At 48.5% G+C, this 18,193-nt stretch carries 16 protein-coding genes, 1 tRNA gene and 1 pseudogene; 5 read left to right on the top strand and 13 right to left on the bottom strand.

What is annotated here, in order from left to right:
• Positions 1 to 7: 7 nt before the first annotated feature.
• From TEU_RS11595 to TEU_RS02260, 5 genes are all read right to left on the bottom strand, one after another.
• Positions 8 to 325: a hypothetical protein gene (locus tag TEU_RS11595; protein ID WP_144244794.1), complete on the bottom strand. Its 318-nt coding sequence runs from the start codon at positions 323 to 325 to the stop codon at positions 8 to 10.
• Positions 316 to 1,023: a type I restriction endonuclease gene (locus tag TEU_RS02275; RefSeq protein ID WP_050002244.1), complete on the bottom strand. Its 708-nt coding sequence runs from the start codon at positions 1,021 to 1,023 to the stop codon at positions 316 to 318. The genes TEU_RS11595 and TEU_RS02275 overlap by 10 nt, the downstream gene beginning before the upstream one ends.
• A 9-nt stretch (positions 1,024 to 1,032) precedes the next feature.
• Entirely contained in the window at positions 1,033 to 1,485 is a 453-nt protein-coding gene (locus TEU_RS02270; RefSeq protein ID WP_050002243.1) for a DUF365 domain-containing protein, read from the bottom strand.
• A 68-nt stretch (positions 1,486 to 1,553) separates the two neighbouring features.
• Positions 1,554 to 4,877 (bottom strand): helicase-related protein, encoded by a 3,324-nt coding sequence (locus TEU_RS02265; protein WP_265100831.1) that lies wholly within the window; start codon positions 4,875 to 4,877, stop codon positions 1,554 to 1,556.
• A 161-nt stretch (positions 4,878 to 5,038) separates the two neighbouring features.
• A complete protein-coding gene (locus tag TEU_RS02260) occupies positions 5,039 to 5,230 on the bottom strand; it encodes a hypothetical protein (protein WP_050002241.1) in 192 nt (63 codons plus the stop codon).
• Positions 5,231 to 5,292: 62 nt separating this feature from the next.
• On the opposite strand from TEU_RS02260, the gene TEU_RS02255 reads away from it, so the two are divergent.
• The 3 genes from TEU_RS02255 to TEU_RS02245 are packed head-to-tail and all read left to right on the top strand — an operon-like array spanning position 5,293 to position 6,973.
• Positions 5,293 to 5,880 carry a hypothetical protein gene (locus TEU_RS02255; protein ID WP_050002240.1) on the top strand — a complete coding sequence of 196 codons (588 nt, stop codon included), beginning with the start codon at positions 5,293 to 5,295 and terminating at the stop codon, positions 5,878 to 5,880.
• A complete protein-coding gene (locus TEU_RS02250) occupies positions 5,855 to 6,394 on the top strand; it encodes a hypothetical protein (RefSeq protein WP_050002239.1) in 540 nt (179 codons plus the stop codon). Before TEU_RS02255 ends, TEU_RS02250 begins: the two co-directional genes overlap by 26 nt.
• 12 nt (positions 6,395 to 6,406) lie before the next feature.
• On the top strand, positions 6,407 to 6,973 hold the full coding sequence (locus tag TEU_RS02245) for a hypothetical protein (RefSeq protein WP_050002238.1): 567 nt from the start codon (positions 6,407 to 6,409) through the stop codon (positions 6,971 to 6,973).
• Between the two features lie 20 nt (positions 6,974 to 6,993).
• On the opposite strand, the gene TEU_RS02240 is transcribed toward TEU_RS02245, so the two are convergent.
• From TEU_RS02240 to TEU_RS02220, 5 genes are read right to left on the bottom strand one after another with little or no spacing between them, the layout of a single operon-like run.
• A complete protein-coding gene (locus tag TEU_RS02240) occupies positions 6,994 to 7,728 on the bottom strand; it encodes a hypothetical protein (RefSeq protein WP_050002237.1) in 735 nt (244 codons plus the stop codon).
• A gap of 60 nt (positions 7,729 to 7,788) precedes the next feature.
• Positions 7,789 to 8,694, bottom strand: coding sequence for a hypothetical protein (locus TEU_RS02235; RefSeq protein ID WP_050002236.1), 906 nt, complete (start codon positions 8,692 to 8,694; stop codon positions 7,789 to 7,791).
• 7 nt (positions 8,695 to 8,701) lie between these two features.
• Positions 8,702 to 9,778, bottom strand: coding sequence for a hypothetical protein (locus TEU_RS02230; RefSeq protein WP_050002235.1), 1,077 nt, complete (start codon positions 9,776 to 9,778; stop codon positions 8,702 to 8,704).
• Positions 9,729 to 10,307, bottom strand: coding sequence for a hypothetical protein (locus tag TEU_RS02225; RefSeq protein WP_050002234.1), 579 nt, complete (start codon positions 10,305 to 10,307; stop codon positions 9,729 to 9,731). The genes TEU_RS02230 and TEU_RS02225 overlap by 50 nt, the downstream gene beginning before the upstream one ends.
• A 6-nt stretch (positions 10,308 to 10,313) precedes the next feature.
• Positions 10,314 to 14,261: an Eco57I restriction-modification methylase domain-containing protein gene (locus TEU_RS02220; protein WP_081947185.1), complete on the bottom strand. Its 3,948-nt coding sequence runs from the start codon at positions 14,259 to 14,261 to the stop codon at positions 10,314 to 10,316.
• A gap of 142 nt (positions 14,262 to 14,403) precedes the next feature.
• Between TEU_RS02220 and TEU_RS02215 the strand changes: the two genes are divergently transcribed.
• Entirely contained in the window at positions 14,404 to 14,850 is a 447-nt protein-coding gene (locus TEU_RS02215) for an EVE domain-containing protein (RefSeq protein WP_050002233.1), read from the top strand.
• 575 nt (positions 14,851 to 15,425) lie between these two features.
• Here TEU_RS02215 and TEU_RS02210 read toward each other — a convergent pair.
• From TEU_RS02210 to coaD, 3 genes and pseudogenes are all read right to left on the bottom strand, one after another.
• Positions 15,426 to 15,501, bottom strand: a tRNA-Gln gene (locus TEU_RS02210).
• Between the two features lie 76 nt (positions 15,502 to 15,577).
• Entirely contained in the window at positions 15,578 to 16,258 is a 681-nt protein-coding gene (gene tpiA / locus TEU_RS02205; protein WP_050002232.1) for a triose-phosphate isomerase, read from the bottom strand.
• A gap of 67 nt (positions 16,259 to 16,325) precedes the next feature.
• Positions 16,326 to 16,790: pseudogene (coaD, locus tag TEU_RS02200) on the bottom strand (phosphopantetheine adenylyltransferase); the annotation flags it as partial.
• A 69-nt stretch (positions 16,791 to 16,859) separates the two neighbouring features.
• Between coaD and TEU_RS02195 the strand changes: the two are divergent.
• A complete protein-coding gene (locus tag TEU_RS02195; RefSeq protein WP_050002230.1) occupies positions 16,860 to 18,176 on the top strand; it encodes an acetate--CoA ligase family protein in 1,317 nt (438 codons plus the stop codon).
• Positions 18,177 to 18,193 lie beyond the last annotated feature (17 nt).

The following is an 18,193-nucleotide window of genomic DNA, read 5'->3' as shown; positions in this document are numbered from 1 at the left end:
AGAGGCATCATCCTGTGTTCATAATTTCGAGGGCAATCTCAACTCCAAGGTGTCTCTCAAGTTCACGGAATACCCTCACTGCCTGCTCCCCATTGCCCGGCCCGCGAAGGTACCATTTGTCAATTTTGGCGTACCACTCCGGATGAGTCTGAGGGTACTGCCTGGTTATGAACTGGCCGATCTCTGGAAGGTCGCACATTCCCCTATCACAGAGAAACCTCACGACCACCGCAGTAACACTGCTCCAGGCAAGCTTATATCTCCTCCAGTTCTCCCAACGGGAGACATCAACACGGTACCACTTACCGTTGAGTTTTACGAACACCCTGAGGGCTGATACCCTTTGAGATCAGTTCCCAGAAGCTCTCTCACTGGAATCGCCGATGCTGGAAGGGACGGAATTTCCCTAGCAGACACGTAAAGGGTTCTGAACCTGTGATCCTGAGAGGAGGACGTCACAGCAGAACGAGTCCTCAGAAGCGTTGAAGCCGATATCGTTCGCGCAGGCACTTGAGTGAGTACCCTTGAGTACTCCGGCGGAATGTTCCTGTAATTAGTGATTTTTCCCTTTGAGAGCCACCGGAGCCTTTCGGCGGCATTCTCTGTGCTTTGGCCTATAAGATCGACGGCGAGAATGACCCTCTCATCAACGCTCTTCCCGGGCTCGAAGGCTTTTAACAGGGCCCATTGGAGCCCGTTGGTAAGGATTCCAAGCTCGACACCTTGGTCAAAGCAGTACCTCGTGAGCTGCCTCGCGTGGCTCGGGTCTATTCGTCCCCCTTTGAATATCGGCACCTTGGTGCTCTTGGCCTCAAGGAAAGCCACCGCTTCTCCGTCAAGCCTAAGAGTGTAGTCCGGCCGCCCTTCGTTCGTGCTAAGCTCCGGCTCGACCTCATCGGGATTGAAAATATCCCAGCCCAGAGCCTGAAGAATTGGGAGGATTATGTGCTGTTTCGTGGACTCTTCGTTGGAGACCCTGCCGGCAAGTTCTTTAACCCGTTCAAGTACACCGGATAGATCCATAACACCACCTCAAAGCCCCGCCTTCCTCAAAATCTCCCTGTACTCGTCCTCTCTGATGTATCTGCCAGAAACGGCAATGAACCTCTTCGGCCTGACTATTTTCGGATACCTACGAACGTTCTTCAGCTTAACAACCATCCAGGGCCTCGGCCTTCTTCCCCTTGAGTGCCACCTTACCCTGTCGCGCTCGTACTTTCTGAGCTCTTCCGGAGTAAGGAAGAGTTCTCTCCCGTACTTCTTGATTATCTCCTCGACGTTCGTGAAGTGCTCAACGCTCTCGACCTCCGCCTCACCGTGCCAGCCCTGATCTTCCCTTGAGGCGTAGAATATCACTTTCATGCCGGGCTTGAGCCTGAGCGTCGAGGGCTTGACGAAGACAGTCTTTCCCTTGTCGAGTATCCTGTCCAGCAGGGGTTTTGGCACGGGAAATGTGGCTCCAACTATGTTTTCTTGCGTTTTCATGTCAATTCACCTACCATTACATAGTTTTTAGTGTTTATATCCATTCTTCCAAAGAAATAATTTGGGAATCAAGAGGAGCTTCGGGGCACAAACAATAATCCAGCGACAATGTGTGGTTTTGTTCCCTCTAGCTCTCTCTTCTTGGCTTCTTCCTGCAGAGTTTTGCGACGGGTAGCGATGCCGAAGCGGTCTATCAATTCTTGGCACAGCTCGATTATATCTTCAGTACGGGCGTTTTTGTTGATTTTTGCCTTCAGCAGTGCATCTTTAAACGGCTCATGGTTTAGGTAGCCCCACTGGACCAGATCAACTAATTTTGAAAGCAATTCTCTCTCACCGGGTTTTTTAGTCCTTTCCAGCCTGCTCTGAAGTCTCTGAAGTATTAACTTGACCTTTGGAGGATACTTGGAGGGACGCCTTCTACTGTATTCAAGGGCACTGCCACTTATCTTGAGGAGCCTCTTAAAGTCCCTTAACGCGATTCTTGCGGCCTCACGATAAACGTCCATGGCCTTCTCATCATTGTATGGGGGTGTTTCTTCTGACAACCCAGTTCTGGCAATTAATTGCTCTATTGGGACGTTCTGCTTCCTCCATTCTCCATCCACCAGTCTGTAGATTAAGTATTGTGACGTAACACCGTTGGAGAGGACAAAGAAAGCATAAGGCTCTTTAGCGTCTGAAAGAGCAATGCTTCTCATTGAATATCTCTTTTTCAGTTCTTCAAACCTTTCCTTGTGGGATTCCATGTATTCCCTCACAAGTTTCTCCGCAAATGTTGTGACCGAGAGGAGGGACTTATCAGCTTCAAGTTCAATCTCATCTAAGTTACTGGTCCGATAAATCGCCTCTATCGCAGACGGGTTCCACTCTTCAGACTCTTCGAGGATTTTACCGTCAGCACCGAGTGCATTGTTGAACTCTGCAATCCTTCTCCTGACCTTCTCAACCAGGCCCAGATTCTCTTCGAGTTTGGTCTCGGGAAAGAAGTTATAGACCAATATTTTGTCGTGTTTTGTTCCTATTCTGTCAACTCTTCCTATGCGCTGTATGAGCTTTATGGGAGTCCAGTGAAGGTCGTAATTAACAACAACGTTGGCGTCCTGGAGGTTAAGACCCTCACTGAGAACGTCCGTGGAGATCAAGATGTCAAGCTCGTCCTCTTTGTCTATGTATTCCTCATATCTGTTGGCCTTCGGTGCAAACCGCCTTATCTTCTCGGCAATTCCTTTTGTATTCGAACTTACGTATGCCATCTTGCGTTTGAGTTCTTCGTTCTCTATAATCTCCTGGAGTCCATTGTAAACCCACTGAACGGTCTCCTCAAACTCACTGAAAACCAGTATCTTCTTCCCCTCCTTCCACAGCTTCTGTATTTCTTCAGCAAGAACCTTTAGTTTTGGGTCCCTTCCTGGATTCTTTTCGAGGTATTCCTTTAGGGGACGTAGGGCCGCCTCCATGGCCTTGAGCTTTTCCAGATCGTAGCGGAGGTCATCCAGAAGTTCACTCCTCCTAAAGGCACCGGCCTTGTACTGTGGAGTTCTTGAGGCGGTGTACTCCTTGATGAATCCTTCAACTTCCTCATCGCTGAGAACCTTGGGTGTCCTGTTTCCATTTATCTTTCCGAGGAGAACGTCATCGAACTCGTCTCCAGCCGGGATGAACTTGTGCTCCACGAACTTGATGAAGTTCTCGGTCTTTATTATGTCCCTCCTAAGGGTCTGGTACATGGCATACCATGAACTCTCAAGGCGTTTGAGGTAGAGAATCCTCATTAGGCCCCTTAGGTTCCTCCCAACGGAGGACAGGCTTCTGTAGGGTTCGGCATCTTTGTAGTGGGGTATCACATAGTCATAGAGGGCAAACCTCGCGTATTTCATGGAGCTAATACCTGCGAGGAAGAGGGTGTAGATATCATCCGGTTTTATTGACGAGTCAAAGGCTATCTTTGAGACAAGCTCCTTGGGGACGAACTCAATCGGGTAAACTTCCGATATCTTGTACGTCAGGACTGAAAGTTTTCTTCTGGGGAAGCATAAGGGTTCTTTACGCCTTTTTACTTTTATGCAGTTGTCTTTTCCGCCGTAAAGACGCAGAATATCGTATCTGGTTCTCCTTATCATTATCTCCCGCAGGACGTACGAGGGGTCTATCTCCCCTTTTTCGATAGCTTTTACCAGCTCATCCCATGTTTGGGGTGTTATCGGGAATGGGTGCCTTCTCTCAGGTAGGAATAGGCGAATCTGGTTGATTATGTCTTTGTACTGCTTCCTGTAGGGGGTTGCCGTGAGGAGAATAACCCTCTTACCAGTGAGGAGTTCCTGAAGGTTTCTATAAGATTTTGTGTTGGTGTTGGCGTAGTGGTGGGCCTCGTCCACCAGAACAGTCTCCACGCTCCGAATGTAATTCTCCATCTCCCGGTATTTTTCAGGTGAGAGTTCTCTGCGAGGTAATAAACCCGCGGAAAACACCCTTCCCGGAATGCGGAATTCGTTGAGAAGGCCTTCCCAGTACTTAACCAGTTCCGGAGGAGCTATCACCGCCACCTCTTTTGAGCGTCCATGGAGGAGCTCGAAAAGGGAGAAGTGCTCCAGCAGGGCCAGGCCTATGTAACTCTTTCCAAGGCCGACCACATCGCTTATGAGAACTCCACCGTACTTGTTTACTATTGCTATGGCCCTTCTGACGGCGTCCCTCTGGAAATCGTAGAGGGTCTCATCCAGTTTCCTTAGCAAGAATTTTGAGTCTTCCTCCAGCATCTCCTTGTAGAGTTCATAGAGACCCCGAATTAAGACCTCGTATGGCAATGGAAGGTTTCCAGGGATCTGGTTTGCCCAGCTTCTCTCAATCACTTCAAGAAGCTTGGGATTAAACGGGACGGCCTCTTCCCATATCTCCTCGTACCATTCCTTGAGGCTCTCGAAGTGCGTTGACTGGACGAGCGCGTTTAGCTCCGTATTGCCCGAAAATCCTGCCAGGGTGAAGTTGCTGGAGCCCACCAGCCCGATTCTCGTAACAGAGCCCCTCGAAGGGTAGAACAGGTACGCCTTGGCATGCATGAATTCCTTCACATAAACGCGGATCTCAAGTTTCTCGTCTCTGAGCCATTTCAGCAGTTTTTGGAGGAATTCCTCGTTCTCAAGAGTCTGCTCCATGTAGTTTGCGTTGGCCTCAATGTCCCTGCTCTGCTCATCCAGATCCGATTTTTCGCTTTCGACTTTCTCCTTTAATCTCTTCAGGGCTTCGAGGGAATGATAAACCATGCTCAGCTGTTCGTAGGTCTCCCTGTTGGTCTGGTTCCCAATTACTATGCGCATTTTTCCGCCGTTGGAGAAGAACTCTTCAAGCTCATCCTGTATTTCTTTCATGCCGCTGATGAACAGAAAGCCCACGGCGACGTCAATCCTGTTGTAGTCCCCGGAGGTTAATACTTCCCTGAGGACGTCTATCAGCCTGATTCCCTTTTTCTTACCATTCACTTCTCTAATTCTGTTATCCACAAGCCCGTATTTGTCGAGGAGGGAGATTGCGGACTCAGACATCAGTTTTCACCTCAACTAAGTCCCCCCAATTCTGCGACAATACCTATGAGTTCCAATCGTAACTCTTCAACAAAGTTCAAAAACTCTTCCATTGATACTGGCTCAATTAGGAGGCCTACGTCCTTTTCCATTTTGGATCTAAGGTCATTAAGGAGCCCTCCCTCTCCGAGGGCCACCACCGCGTTCTTGAGGTTGTTAGTCAAACTGATATATCCAGACGGAATTTTTTTAAGCTCAGAAACCCAAGAAGAAGTGGGGGCATTCTATGGAGAACAGCGAACTTATTAAGATTCTCCAGTTGCTGGCGAAAGCAGAGAGTGAAAAGCCAAAGCTTGATGATGATCTAATCAATAAAGTCATTGAAAAAGTTCTCTCAGACTACCGGCCAAAGGTTGCCCTTGGTAAGGATGGTCAGCTCACAATATCCCTCCCAGGCAACAACGTGCTCTCCACCCTTAAAGAAATGGGCCTTGATACGAACGAGCAGAAACGCTATCTAAATGCGGCAATGAAAAAAACACTAAAGATACTGGGAGAGATGGTCTTCAACGAAAAGGAGCCCGAAAATGAGATTGAAAAGAAAATCTCTGAAACCTTCAACGTTCCTGACCTCAGAGTAAAAGCCAAACTCAAAAGAGCCTATACCCTGCCTGTAATTGACAATATTGAGGTGCATCCTGCAGAGATAAACGTGGATGGAGCGGAGTTGAAGTACTACCTCTTAAAAATCGAACACTTAAAGGACAAGAAGCCCGTTGCAATCAACCTTATCATGACAAAAGGGGATTTGATGAAACTCTACAACGCTATAGGGGAGGTGCTCAGCGATGGCGATGTCGCTCAAGGAAACTAACCAGTACTTCACGGGAACCATTCGAGCTGGACAGCAAACGCTCTACTACGAGAGCGGCCTGGCGTTATCCTCAGAGGAGCCAGAGGAGGTGCTAACTGTATCTGAGGAAGTAACAAGTGCGTTAGAAAGCGCTCTGTCAGCACTCTCATCAAACATAGCGAGGGCGCTGCTAACCCTTCGTGAGATTGTACTCCTTTCGAGCCTTCAGGAGGGGTGGAAGGGAAAGCTTAATGTAGATCTTGAATCCCTGCTTGAGACTTCGATACCTCACAAAGAGCTGATACTCGGTTATCTCCTAAGAATTCTCCCCGAATGGTTGGACAAGCCAGAAGTCAGGGAGATAAAGATAACTGCAGGAACCCCCGAAGGCGGCCTCAACCCCCACATTGTAATAATAGCGAAGTTCAAAGATTCCGAGGAAGCAGTTGATATGTCTGAGGACTTTGAGTACCAGCTCCTCTCAGCAGACCCCAAGGTATCCAACAGAATACTCGTGTACTCTCTCTTTGAATGATGGTGGGGTAGCATGCCCGACTTTGACCCAAAGGGGTTCAAGTTAGTTGGGGACTATTTAAGTTCTTTAAATAATGACTCAGGCGCTCCCCCTCGAGATGCCATAAACAGAACGGCTGTTGGAAGGTATTATTACTCGGCCTTTTTACAGCTGCGGGAGGTTTTAAAGAACGGGTTGAAAAAATACCCTCCATCCCTATGTGATAAGGATCTTAGGGACTTCATCGCTTCCCTTGAGGGTGGTAGCCCCCATGCAGCAATAATAGCTTTTCTTGAAGCACTTAAAGAGGAAATTAACGATGTTAGGATCAGGCAAGTTCATAATTCCATGGTATATCTTAGGAGCCTAAGAAACGCGGCGGACTACGACCTAAAAGAGATGCCGGAGATTAAAACGCCAAGAGGCTCGGAAAAAGTTAACTTCTCATCACAATCCTACGTTCGAAAAGCCCAGCGAAAGTACTCCTTTGTGGAAAACCTACTCGATGATGAGGACGGGGATAAGTTAGAGGATATCATTCGGGTGCGCAAGAATACGGTTATTGATTGCATCAAGAGGGCCTTGAAAACACTGCGCTGAGGGGATAAGTGGGTGGGAAGTTAACGGGCGATGCATTCATTAAACTTCTCGGAGAACTCTTTGAGTCCGTGCTTAGCCGCTTTTTTGAAGCACCTCTTGTACCGCCGGTTGATTCCGAGGGCTCGGTTTATTACAGCGAGTCCGGTAGTAGAGTTGAACTTTCCTATTCCTTTAGCAAGCTCACGGCCGAAAGCCTTTCTCTCTTTTTCAGTCTTCTGCATTTCCTGAACGATTAGGGGCAGGTAGTCCACGAGTGCCTTGATATCCGGGGTTTCTTTTTCAAAAGCCTCACTTAAACCTTCCAGCAACATAATTTGGGTTTCATCTAGCTCAAGGGCCGAAACTATCATTTTTTCGTGTTTCTTGACCAATCTCATTAATTCCCCCATGCTCTTTGTCATCTCGATGTAATCATTTTCGAGCTGTTTGATTATGTCTCTGGCCTTTTCTTTGGGTTCAAATGGGGGTATTGCAATGGAGTAAATGAACAGGGCCCCAAACGCGTATGCAAGGTCATCCGCCAGTTTTTCAAGATCATTACGAGCCTTGTCGAGCTTTTTCTGGAACGTGAGTGCAAGGGATCTTTTGAGTTTTCTCCTCTTTTCTTCTTTCTTCCTCCATTTGATGAATCGGTCGAGAATCTCAAATGCTCCATAAATCTCAAGAATTAGGCTAAGGTATGGTTTTAAGTTTGCTGTGAGAGTTCCTCCGGAGCTAGCAAAGAGTTCCAGCAACGCTTTATCGAGGTTGTGCATAGGAATCCCCATCTAACATGTCAGTTATTATTGAGATGGCTTCGATTTTGGGAGGGAACTTCAGTCAAGTCTCCTAAGTTCTCTTTCTTCTACTGGAGTGAACGTGAACTCAATGATCCCAAATGTTCCTTCACCGTAATATCCCTCAAACTCCTTAGGGGGATCAGGTAGAAAGCCTACAAATCTGTGAATTGTATTAACTAAATCATTCAATTCTAAATTTGAAATCTTACCATTATTGACAATGTATCCCCCCACTCCATTCTTTCTGAGGAACTTGTAGAGCCATAATGCATAGCTTCCACCTACAAATTTGTTATACCATACAAAACCTGAAAATTGGGGTGTTCTTGAGTAAATGACTGGAACAAAGAAATCCATTGGTATTGTGTAATCTTTACATGGTTTTTGCCTCCAGAGCTCCACAATTTCTGGACTCGTAGCTAAATTGGGAACGCCCTGGGTAGACATTAATAAGTATGTGAACAACCAACTAGATCTGGAATTTATTCTTCTTTCTTGCTGGTCACTATCCCACTTTTTACCAAATTTGAATTTGTATCTGTGGGGACTCATTAGAAATTCTTGCTGATGGGCTGTTATTTTCCACATGTTTTTATTAGTTAGCTTTGCTTGAAGAAATGAGGCTCTTATTTCGATTGGTATCGAGTGGGAATCAAGATATTTTACGACAAATAGGATATCTCCCAATTCTATCTTTGTTTTTCCGCATGGTCCACTAGAACTAAATAATGCATATGGCTTCTGGTGGACAAATTTTGTACGGATTGATACTAAATGCCACTGATTATCGGCTCGTAATGGAAATGGGTGTGTGAACATGGCGGAAATATTAGTTAAATACGTTTCAACAATTTTGGGTTCCTTACCTATAGGACTATCCTGAATAGAAAATTTCAAAGCATTATCTAATTCGTAGCTTAATTTTCTTAGAGTATCACTCATAGTTCTATCACCTCAACTCTTCAGGTTTTCCCTTTGAAATGTGTTGATCATTGAGGGTTTTTGTGAACCTAGCTCCTATCACTCCTAAAACCTCTCTAACAGCCTTTTTGTATTCTTCAGAATCAGTAGGGGGAAGTATGACTCTATTTGAATCTTCGTCGATATCAAAAGAAACTTCATCGCCAAACTTTTCTTTTACCCATTTGAAATCCTCTATAGTTGCCTCATTCATGTATTGTTTTGTCACCGGATGAAGTAGCATTTTATGGAGCTGTCTGTTAGATTCTACAGTCTGCTTGAAATTTTGAAGGTCTTCATCTGTGAGAACAGATTGAAGCGTATTACATTGCTCTAGGACTTCTAGGGCTTTTTGCTTTTGATATTCATAGACATTTAACAGGGACTCAAAACCGTTCTTGTTCCAGATTATTCCCCATGAAGATTTTACTTGGTTGGGGTCGTTCTTGCTAAATTTTACAACAAATAAAAAGTCTACAGACTCATCAAATTCTATCCCATCGATTTCTTCGACTGAATTAAAGACAATATTTCTATCAACAAGGCCACCTTTTAAAAAACGTTTCTTCTTGACAATTTTGGATTTTGATAATCTCTTCGCATATCCTATTGCGTAGTATGGAGCACGTAGATAAAACAGATATCCCCAGAGATTACTCTCGATGTTCTTGGGAGCTTTTGCCTCATAGTCCAACCTCAGGACATTGACAAAATAGGACCAGTACGGGAAGCCATCTGAAGTTAATTCAACATAGCAAGGAAATTCTTCCAAATCTGGATGATACATGGGAATACTTTCAGTTTCTAGCTCTGAAATGTAATCAATGTAAGTGGATAGGATTTCCTTAAAGCTTCCTACCACTTCATCAGTAATGGTGGCAGGATAAAATAGGTACTTGTAAGGAGTACTCTCCTCTTTTGGGGTACGATATCGTTTGATGATAAACATTCTTGGAGTAATGACTGGAACTTCATCCTGAACTTTATCCAATGGGGGAAATTCAAGGTCTGAAACTTTAATTCTTGTTAGAGTCTTTTCCTCTATCTCCGCTGTTACCTGACTCATGTTTCATCACACCTCCCCTATGATGAATGAAAATGTGGGATCCTGAATCTAGGCAATATGCTGGCAAAAATAATTCTTCATCCCTATTAAGTTTTTCCATTGACAACAGTATTCCATCTTTATTATTAATAGTGCATAGATAAAGATTGTATCCAAAAAGTAACTTCAATAAGGGATTAACAGCAAATAGAGACGTCGTTAGATACAGAGCAAATATAACTACTAACAAAATTCCCAGTGAGATCACATCATTTACTGTCCTAATGGTTCCAATAAACGGAACTATGTATGTGACGATAAAACCAACATATTGTTCATTAAGATCCCTATCTATTTTAACCAATATTAACTGTCCACTTGTTTTCCTCACGGAGTTTATTACTGCCCGAGACAACAGGAAAATTATAATAAATACCCCCGCCCCAGCAATGAGTCCCCACATCAGAGGAAGGTTCTTTATCAATATTATCACAAAGAGAGGAGAATAAGCTAATAACCCAAGAATAAGCTTTGCCCATCCTTTAAGCACACGGAATCACCCCCTCCCCTTCTTCGAAAACGTCCTCGCCTTAACTAATCTCGCCTTCACGAGCTCAACCACCGCCCTGTAAACCTCAAGCTGCTCCTCCTCCGTCAATCCAAGGGCCTCGAAGATGACCCTGTCGAGCTCCCGCCTGTCGGGAAGAACCCTGTCGAGGGAGACGTCCTCGGGGTTGATGTTGCTCAAATCGCGGTTGGGCTTCGGGAGGCCGAGCTCCTCGAAGATGGACTTGATTTCGTAGTCTTTCAGTCTTTCAAACACCTGTTTTAGCTGTTCTGTGAATCCAGCCAAAGCTTCAGGCTTAAAGACAATAAGCTTTTGAATATCAACTCCTTCAGTCTTCAGCGCTCCTTCTCCAAGATTCGAACGTCCAATAAGTTCTCGAATAAGTGCCTGGTATGTTGCAAATAATGATGCAAAAAGAGCCAATGATGCATTTTTTTCGTCGGCAGTTATCTCAAATAGGTTGTGATCAACTACAATATTTCTACTCTGCAAAATCCCAACAATAAGCCTGTCATTGTGTATCATTGGCCATAGTACATCAGGAGTTTTATGGGGAACTAGTCCATACCAAGGCTTTCTACTTTTAAGGGTGCTACGCTGAGGATATCCTCTCTGCTCTCCCCATTGGATGTAATTAAGAGCGTGAAGTTTTTGATGATCTTTTAGCGAATCTTTGGATTCGTTACAAATAAACGCTACCATCTTTAGTTCTTGCTCATAGATTAGAGGTTTCCTAATTTCTCGGGGACTTATTATTACAGGCCTCAAAAACTCCTCCTCAATGTAGCCCTCCCAACCCGCTTTATTTTTGACGGCGACTAATCCTTCCTCCGGCCTGTGAACCCTGCCACAAATAGGACAGACTGGCCACTCTATCGGGTTCTTGATAGGTTCAAGGTAGAAGAACTCGTTCGCTCCTGTTGTGAATCCTCTTGTGACCTCAGCAATATCCCCCAGCCTCACGAGCTTCCCCTTACCTTTCTCCAGAATCACGTAGAATATCCTCGGTGCTCTAATCAAAATTCCGCCCCACTTCATGCCCCCGTATTCACCAAAGATGTTGTAAGTCCCGAGGAGGGGGTTCCTTTTTCCGACCTCGAAGCCGCCCATTCTGGCGAGCTCCACCGCTTTAACGCTCCTGACCCTAACATCATCGTCCTCGTAGCTGTAAACTTCCCCGCCAAAGACCTCAACGCCCTTCACCTTTCCGGCGTAGCATTCGAGCAGTTTCTCCGCAACCCCTGACTCAATGCCCTCAAAGCCCCTCTTCAGCAGGATGAAGTTGACGCACTCCTCCCCGACCGTGTTGAACAGCTCCTTGGGCTTTCTCGTCAAAACCGTAATCACCGTATTGACATCGGCCTGCTCGAAGCTCCTCCTCGTGTAGTCAATCACCGCCTTGAGGTGGGTGAAGCGGAGGAAGAACTCCTGCAGGGCCTTCCCGAAGTCAACGTCGAGCCAGGAGTTTGAGGTGATGAAGACCAGCGCCCCCTTGGGGTTCAGCAGGTTAACCCCCTGGACGAAGAAGTAGGCGTAGAGGTCGCTCCTGCCGGGGAGCTTCATCTCGTGCTTGAACTTCTCCTTTATTATGGTCTCCATGTGGGTCTTTATCCTGTTCTTGTACTCCTTCTTGAGCCTGTTCTGCTCCTTCTTCGGCAGCATCTGGAACTCCGCCAGGTCATAGTACTCCGGGTAAATCTTCTCCTGCCTCACGTAGGGCGGGTTCGCTATCACGATGTCAAAGCCCTTCTTCTCAAGCATGACATCGGGGAAATCAAGCTCCCAGATAAAGGGTGGCTTCTCAAGGGCCGAGAAGTCCTCCTTCTTCACCGCCTCAAGGAGCAGTTTAATCTCCTTCTTCTCCTTTGCCTTCAGCTCCTCCTGGAGGGCCATCTCAAGGAACTCCTGGAGGACTCCCCACTTGGCCTTCTCTATGTCCCTGAGCGTCACGGGCTTGCCGTCTATCTTCTCGCCCATGTAGTACTTTCTCACGAGGCCTTTGTAAGCGACTATGGCCTCGCTGGCACCCCTCCTCGCCCCTAAAAGCTTGAGACCCTCACGGAACTTGGCGAGGGGTATCTCTATAACCCTCTTCCTTCCGCCGAGCTTCAGAACGAAGTGAGGTGGCGCTAACGAGTCTCCAACCGCCAGCTTCGTCTCAAGGTTTGGCAGGATTGGCTCGTTGGGGATTCTCTCCTCTTCCTCTATGAGGGCCAGCCAGAGCCTGAGCTTTGCAACCCTTATCGCCCACTCCTTGATGTCAACGCCGTAGATGTTGTCCCTGATTATCTCAAGCTTCTTCTTGTAGGTTGCCCTGCTGTCCTCCGTCAGCTTCTCGTGGAGCTCGATTAGGAGGTGGTACATGCCCACGAGGAAGGCACCGCTTCCGGCGGCCGGATCAACGACTTTAACCTCGTTTAGGGCCCTTTCGAGCTCTTCAATCTCACCCCACGACAGCTTCCCCGGTTTCCACTCGTGGGCGGGCGTGAAGACGAACCCCCTGATGAGTTCTTCCCCGACTCCTGTGTTCCTCCGGAGGTACTGGTAAACGGCCATCCTGCACATGAAGTCAACCTCTGCCCGCGGGGTGTAGAATATCCCCGAGGCCCTTCTCTCCTCTTCCTCGCCGGCTTTTTCCTCCTCGGCGATGAGGGACTCGTAAATTTTGCCCAGCATGGCCGGGTCAACGGCCACCTCAACCTCGTAGGGGGTCTCTTCGGTAACGGTGAAGTTGTAGCCCTCGAAGAAGTCAACTATTATCCTCCTGAGCAGGTTGTCGTCGATCTCGGTAATTATCTCGTCCAGGTTCACGCCCTCCATCTTAACTGGGCTGAAGAGGCCGCCGTTGAAGTATGGAACACCGTAGAGGAAGACGTCCCTAACGGTGGGCGACGGTATCTTTGACAGGGTTTCTTTAACTTCAGGAGTTTTAAGCCTGGCCCAGTCCCTTCTCGGAGTGTTCATCGCATAGAGGAACAGAACCCTTAGGTAGTCACCGTAAAAGTTGCCCCCATATTCTTCATGCTGCTCCAGAAGCCATCTGACGAAGTTCTTAACGTCAACTTTTTCCCTGAGCTCCTTTCTGAGGGTCGCCCTATCAACTATCCATCCCTTTTTCTGGAGGAAGTAGACGAACATGAGCCTGTTGAAGAAGGTGTGGGCAAAGGTCTTGGCGGCCCTCTCAACGAAGATATCCTCGGCTTTCTCCTGGGGAACCTTTGCGGATTCATCAACGGTTGATAGATAGTCCGGCGGGCAGGCCTTTCTCAGGGCATCCCCGTAGCTGGCCTTTATCCAGTCCTTGAGCTTCAGGTAGTACTCTTTGTAGTCCTCAAAGAACTGCTCCGTCAGGGGCTGTACGAGCATGTGTTCATTTATCAGGGCCCTGATCTCACTGGCGGGCAATACTTTCCTTTTCTTCTCAATTTCTTCGGAAACCCGGGCCAAGTTCCACGCAAGAGTCCGGAGCTTCTTGTCCTCAGGGTCAATTGTATAGATGTTGAGCTTGGCGCTCTCCAGGTGCCTCTGATAGAGGGGCACGATGAGCTTCCAGAACTTGCGTGGGCCTCCGGCCGATTTTTTAATATCCAGGATGAGAATGAAGTTCGCAAAGTCGAGTCCAAGGGAACCCGTAAACTCCAGGAGCCTCTTTATCAGCCTCTGGCGGTACCTCACGGTATCACTCCAGGTCTCACCATAGATAACAAAGAACTCGGCCCCCTCCTCAGGCTCGGTGATGGCAATGACTTTCAGGACACCCGTGTTCCCATCAACAAAGTTATCGAGGTACTCCCTTTCTATGTCCTCATCCCGATAACTAAAACCCCAGAATTTCGTGAAAATCTCGCGGAAGGTTTTAATGGCTTCTTCAGTTTTAGTCTCCTTTTCGAGGCCCTCAAGAACAGCTTTGATTTTCTCGGCTTTATCCCTGACCATGGGTATCCCACCTGTTACTCTACCCAAAGGGATAATTACTAAGTGGGGTATTTTAGCGTTGCGGTGAGTGCCATGGGTCCCAAATTTGAGACAACAACTTATTTATCCTTTGGAGCCCAACTGCCTTTACGGGTGAAGTGAAATGAAGTACTGGCTCTGCATTACGAACCGCGAGAACTGGGAGGTTGTCAAGGAGAAGAACGTCTGGGGCGTGCCGAGAAGGCACAGGAACACCATTGCCAAAGTCAATCCCGGTGATAAGCTCGTCTTCTACGTCAAGCAGGAGAGGAAAAACAAGGAGAGGAAAAACAAAGAGATTCTCGAACCCAAGATCGTTGGCATCTTCGAGGTCGTTAGCGAGCCCTACACGGACTCAAGCAGAATCTTCAAGAGCCCGCCGCACCTCAACGAGACTTACCCGCTGAGGGTGAAGATTAGGCCCGTAAAGCTCGGCGAGGTTGAGTTCAAGCCGCTGGTTCCAAAGCTGAAGTTCATCACCAACAAGAAGCGCTGGAGCGGTCACCTGATGGGCAAGGCGATGAGAGAAATCCCAGAAGAAGACTACAAGCTCATTGAAAGCCTTCTCTGATTTTTATTTTCGAGTAACAACCCGTAAAAAGTTCGGGGTTGTTAGTTAAACTTCTCAAATTGGCAAAATGAACACCCGATCACTGGTGACGGGGCATCACTTGAGGAGTAATGGCCACAGTTTGTGGTCGCTTTCAACGGCTGTTCTACAAAAAGCTTCACTAAACTTCGCGCAGGCAAAATTCTGGGGGCGTGGGGGCGTTAGCCCCCCAGAGTTTTAAAAAGAACGGGGTTGTGGGGCGAAGCCCCACTCGGGGGTTTGAGAGTACAGAGCAAGCTTTAGCAAAGCTTGACCAAAAGTTTGTGATTCATTGTACAAGACTCTTCTTAAGAAGGGATTTGCCTCTTCATTTTAGCCCTTCGAGGAAGAATTCACTACCAATGCTTCTTCTTGGGGAGGTTCTACTTAAACCGCGCTCCATCGGAGCGCTAAAAGGCTTGAACCTCTTATAAAAGGCGCTTTCAAGGGAATTCACCCCTTCAAAAGGAGTAACTCAAGAAGAAATCCATCCAAAGAACAGCATTCCAAAAAAGAATCATAAACCTTGGTCAAACTTCGCGCAGGCGAAGTTTGTGTGGTAGCCCCGCCGGGATTCGAACCCGGGTCGCGGGATCCAAAGTCCCGCATGCTTGGCCGCTACACCACGGGGCTGCCCGATAGAAAAGCAGAGTCCAGGCTTATAAATCTTAAGCCTACAAACCAGTGTTTAAAAGTGGGAAAAAGGGGCTCAGACGATAAGCGACACCAAATCTCTTATCGCCTTCTCCGGGTCCTTTGCCTTGGTAACCCCGCTCGCGAGGAGAACCCCGACGCTTCCCAGCTCAAGGGCCTTCTTGACGTCCTCTCCAGAGGAAATTCCAGCTCCAGTGAGAACCTTGACCTCTGGATTGACCTTCTTGACCAGCTCAACGGTGTCAGTGATGACCTCGGGCTTTGCCTTGCTCACGGGGATTCCCGTGCCTATTAGTTCAGGTGGCTCGACGGCAACGTAGTCCGGGCCGAGAGCTGCAACCGCCGCGGAAACGGCCGGGTTGTTGGAGCAGACCATCGTCATGAGCCCGACTTCCTCTGCTCTTCTTATCGCCGCTTCAAGGTCTGCCAGAATCATCCTGTTCTCGGAGTGGTTGAGGAGCGTTCCTACCGCGCCAGCTTCCTTCACGGCCTCTGGAAGGACGTGGCCGGTGTGGCTTCCAGGCTTTATCGGGTCGATGTGCTGGGCGAAGACCGGGATTTCAACGCTCTCGGCTATCATTCTGAGGTCTGCCAGCTGGGGCGCGACGACTATGGTTATTCCGGTCTCCTTCCAGACCTTCTCGGCGGCCTTCGCTATCTCAAGCGCCCTCTTTCCGGTCGCCTCGATGTATGTCTTGAAGTTGATCGCTATAATCGGCTCCTTCAGCTTCGCCATGGGTATCACCGTTGGTGTTAAGTCCTTTCCCCTTAAACGTCTTTCGGGGAGTTCCGTTTCCACTGGAAACCGGCCTCCCAAACGGGTCTATCAGCCCGGCCCTTATCAGTGAGGAGCTTATCTTCGGCCCGAGGGAGCTCTTTATTACCGGAATCACAACTATCTCAAGCGGTCTGAGCCCGCGCTCGGCCCTCGCCTGGTTTACTAGCAGTGCCCCCTTGTAGGTCTCCTCGCTGACCACTATTGCCTCAAGACTTTTCATTTCTCCTGCAAAGCCTATTGCCGTGTGGATTTTAATGACGCGGTAGTTCGTGTAGCCGTTGACGTCGAAGAACTTGAGCAAATCCCTTAAGCGGAGCTCGTAGGGGAGTATTTTCTCGGCGTATGGCTTGTTTCTTATCATCTCATCTGAAGTTAAGCCGACGTAAACCACCCTTCCGACCTCGAAGGCCTTCCTGAGCAGTGCCTTGTGGCCGAGGTGTAGCCTGTCAAAGGTTCCGCCGACTACAACCTTGCGGTACTTTTTCTTCATAGGTTAAAGTTGGGACGAGAACCAATAAGCTTTTTTATGGCCTGTGGAGATTCTTTTGGAGGTGATGGTGTGGACTACTTCTTCTACCCTTCAAGCGTTTCTGTGTTCGGTTCGTTCAAGAAAGGTGCCATAGCCTACGAAATCCTCAGGAACATTGTCGAGGGAGGCTTTGAAGGCAAAATAATCCCGGTCAACCCCAAAGGCGGCACCGTTGAGGTCGCGGGGAAGACCTTTGAAGTCCGGGAAAAACTTGATGAGCCGGTCGATACCGCCATAATCGCCATACCGGCGAAGTTCGTTCCAGCCCTCATCGATGAAATCGGCCCGCTGATAAAAGGCGCCGTTGTGATAAGCGCCGGCTTTTCCGAGGTTGGAAACGAAGAGCTTGAGCGCGAGCTGGTCGAGAGGGCAAAAAAGCACGGCGTTAGGCTCATCGGCCCCAACTGCGCCGGCATCTTCGGCGTCCACGGGAGGTTCTTCGGCTCCTTCGAGGTTCGCGTTAAACCCGGCGGGCTCGCCCTCATCAGCCAGAGCGGTGCCTTCGGCGGCGCGGCCCTTGCGATGGGCAACGACGAGGGCATAGGCTTCTCGGCCTTCGTTTCCTATGGAAACGCCTCTGACCTGAACGAGAGCGACTTTTTGGAGTACTTTGCCGATGACGGTAACACTAAGGCGATAGCGCTTTACATAGAGGGCGTTAGGGACGGCAGACGCTTTTTGAAAGCCCTCCGCTACGCGAGCGAGAGGAAGCCCGTGATAGTCCTCAAGGCCGGCAAGAGCGCCAGCGGTGCTAAAGCTGCCGCCTCTCATACCGGCTCGCTCGCAGGCTCCTACGAAATCTACCGCGCGGCCTTCAAGCAGGCCGGAGCGATAGAGGTCGAAGAGATGGAGGAGCTCTTCGACGCGGCGAAGGCCTTCGAGATGTATCCCAGGGCCGGAAAGCGCGTGGCGGTCATCACCAATTCCGGCGGTCCGGGCGTCCTCGCGACTGACAAGCTCGAAAGGCTGGGCCTTGAGATTGCAAAGCTGGGCGATAAGACTGTGGAGGAGCTCCGCTCCTTCCTCCCGCCCCAGTGCTCGGTCAGGAACCCGATTGACCTCATCGCCGATGCCGACTACGAACGCTACAAGAGGACGATTGAGGTAGTTTGCAGGGACGAGAACGTTGACTCAATCCTCGTAATCTGCGTTCCTCCGATTTTCATTCCGAGCGAGGAGATAGCTAAGGCAGTTATCGAGGCCGACTGCGACAAGCCGGTCATCGTCAACTTCATGGCCGGTGAGCTCGTCCGCGGGGGGGTAAAACTGCTCGAAGAGCATGGAATCAAGAACTTCCCCACGCCGGAGCGCGCGGCGAGGGCCTTAAAGTGGCTCTCTCTCCGCTGAGGCTTTTAACTTTTTAA

Source organism: Thermococcus eurythermalis (genome assembly GCF_000769655.1).
GTDB classification, from domain to species: domain Archaea; phylum Methanobacteriota_B; class Thermococci; order Thermococcales; family Thermococcaceae; genus Thermococcus; species Thermococcus eurythermalis.
The sequence above is the reverse complement of the archived record's forward strand: the minus strand, read 5'-3'. Positions and strand labels throughout refer to the sequence as shown.

What these genes read in the sequence shown, in the direction of transcription:
- TEU_RS02215 (WP_050002233.1), top strand. Translation starts at nt 14,404, where the DNA reads ATGAAGTACTGGCTCTGCATTACGAACCGCGAGAACTGGGAGGTTGTC.
- TEU_RS02240 (WP_050002237.1), bottom strand. Translation starts at nt 7,728, where the DNA reads ATGCACAACCTCGATAAAGCGTTGCTGGAACTCTTTGCTAGCTCCGGA.
- TEU_RS02235 (WP_050002236.1), bottom strand. Translation starts at nt 8,694, where the DNA reads ATGAGTGATACTCTAAGAAAATTAAGCTACGAATTAGATAATGCTTTG.
- TEU_RS02250 (WP_050002239.1), top strand. Translation starts at nt 5,855, where the DNA reads ATGGCGATGTCGCTCAAGGAAACTAACCAGTACTTCACGGGAACCATT.
- tpiA (WP_050002232.1), bottom strand. Translation starts at nt 16,258, where the DNA reads ATGGCGAAGCTGAAGGAGCCGATTATAGCGATCAACTTCAAGACATAC.
- TEU_RS02275 (WP_050002244.1), bottom strand. Translation starts at nt 1,023, where the DNA reads ATGGATCTATCCGGTGTACTTGAACGGGTTAAAGAACTTGCCGGCAGG.
- TEU_RS02245 (WP_050002238.1), top strand. Translation starts at nt 6,407, where the DNA reads ATGCCCGACTTTGACCCAAAGGGGTTCAAGTTAGTTGGGGACTATTTA.
- TEU_RS02255 (WP_050002240.1), top strand. Translation starts at nt 5,293, where the DNA reads ATGGAGAACAGCGAACTTATTAAGATTCTCCAGTTGCTGGCGAAAGCA.
- TEU_RS02270 (WP_050002243.1), bottom strand. Translation starts at nt 1,485, where the DNA reads ATGAAAACGCAAGAAAACATAGTTGGAGCCACATTTCCCGTGCCAAAA.
- TEU_RS02220 (WP_081947185.1), bottom strand. Translation starts at nt 14,261, where the DNA reads ATGGTCAGGGATAAAGCCGAGAAAATCAAAGCTGTTCTTGAGGGCCTC.
- TEU_RS02230 (WP_050002235.1), bottom strand. Translation starts at nt 9,778, where the DNA reads ATGAGTCAGGTAACAGCGGAGATAGAGGAAAAGACTCTAACAAGAATT.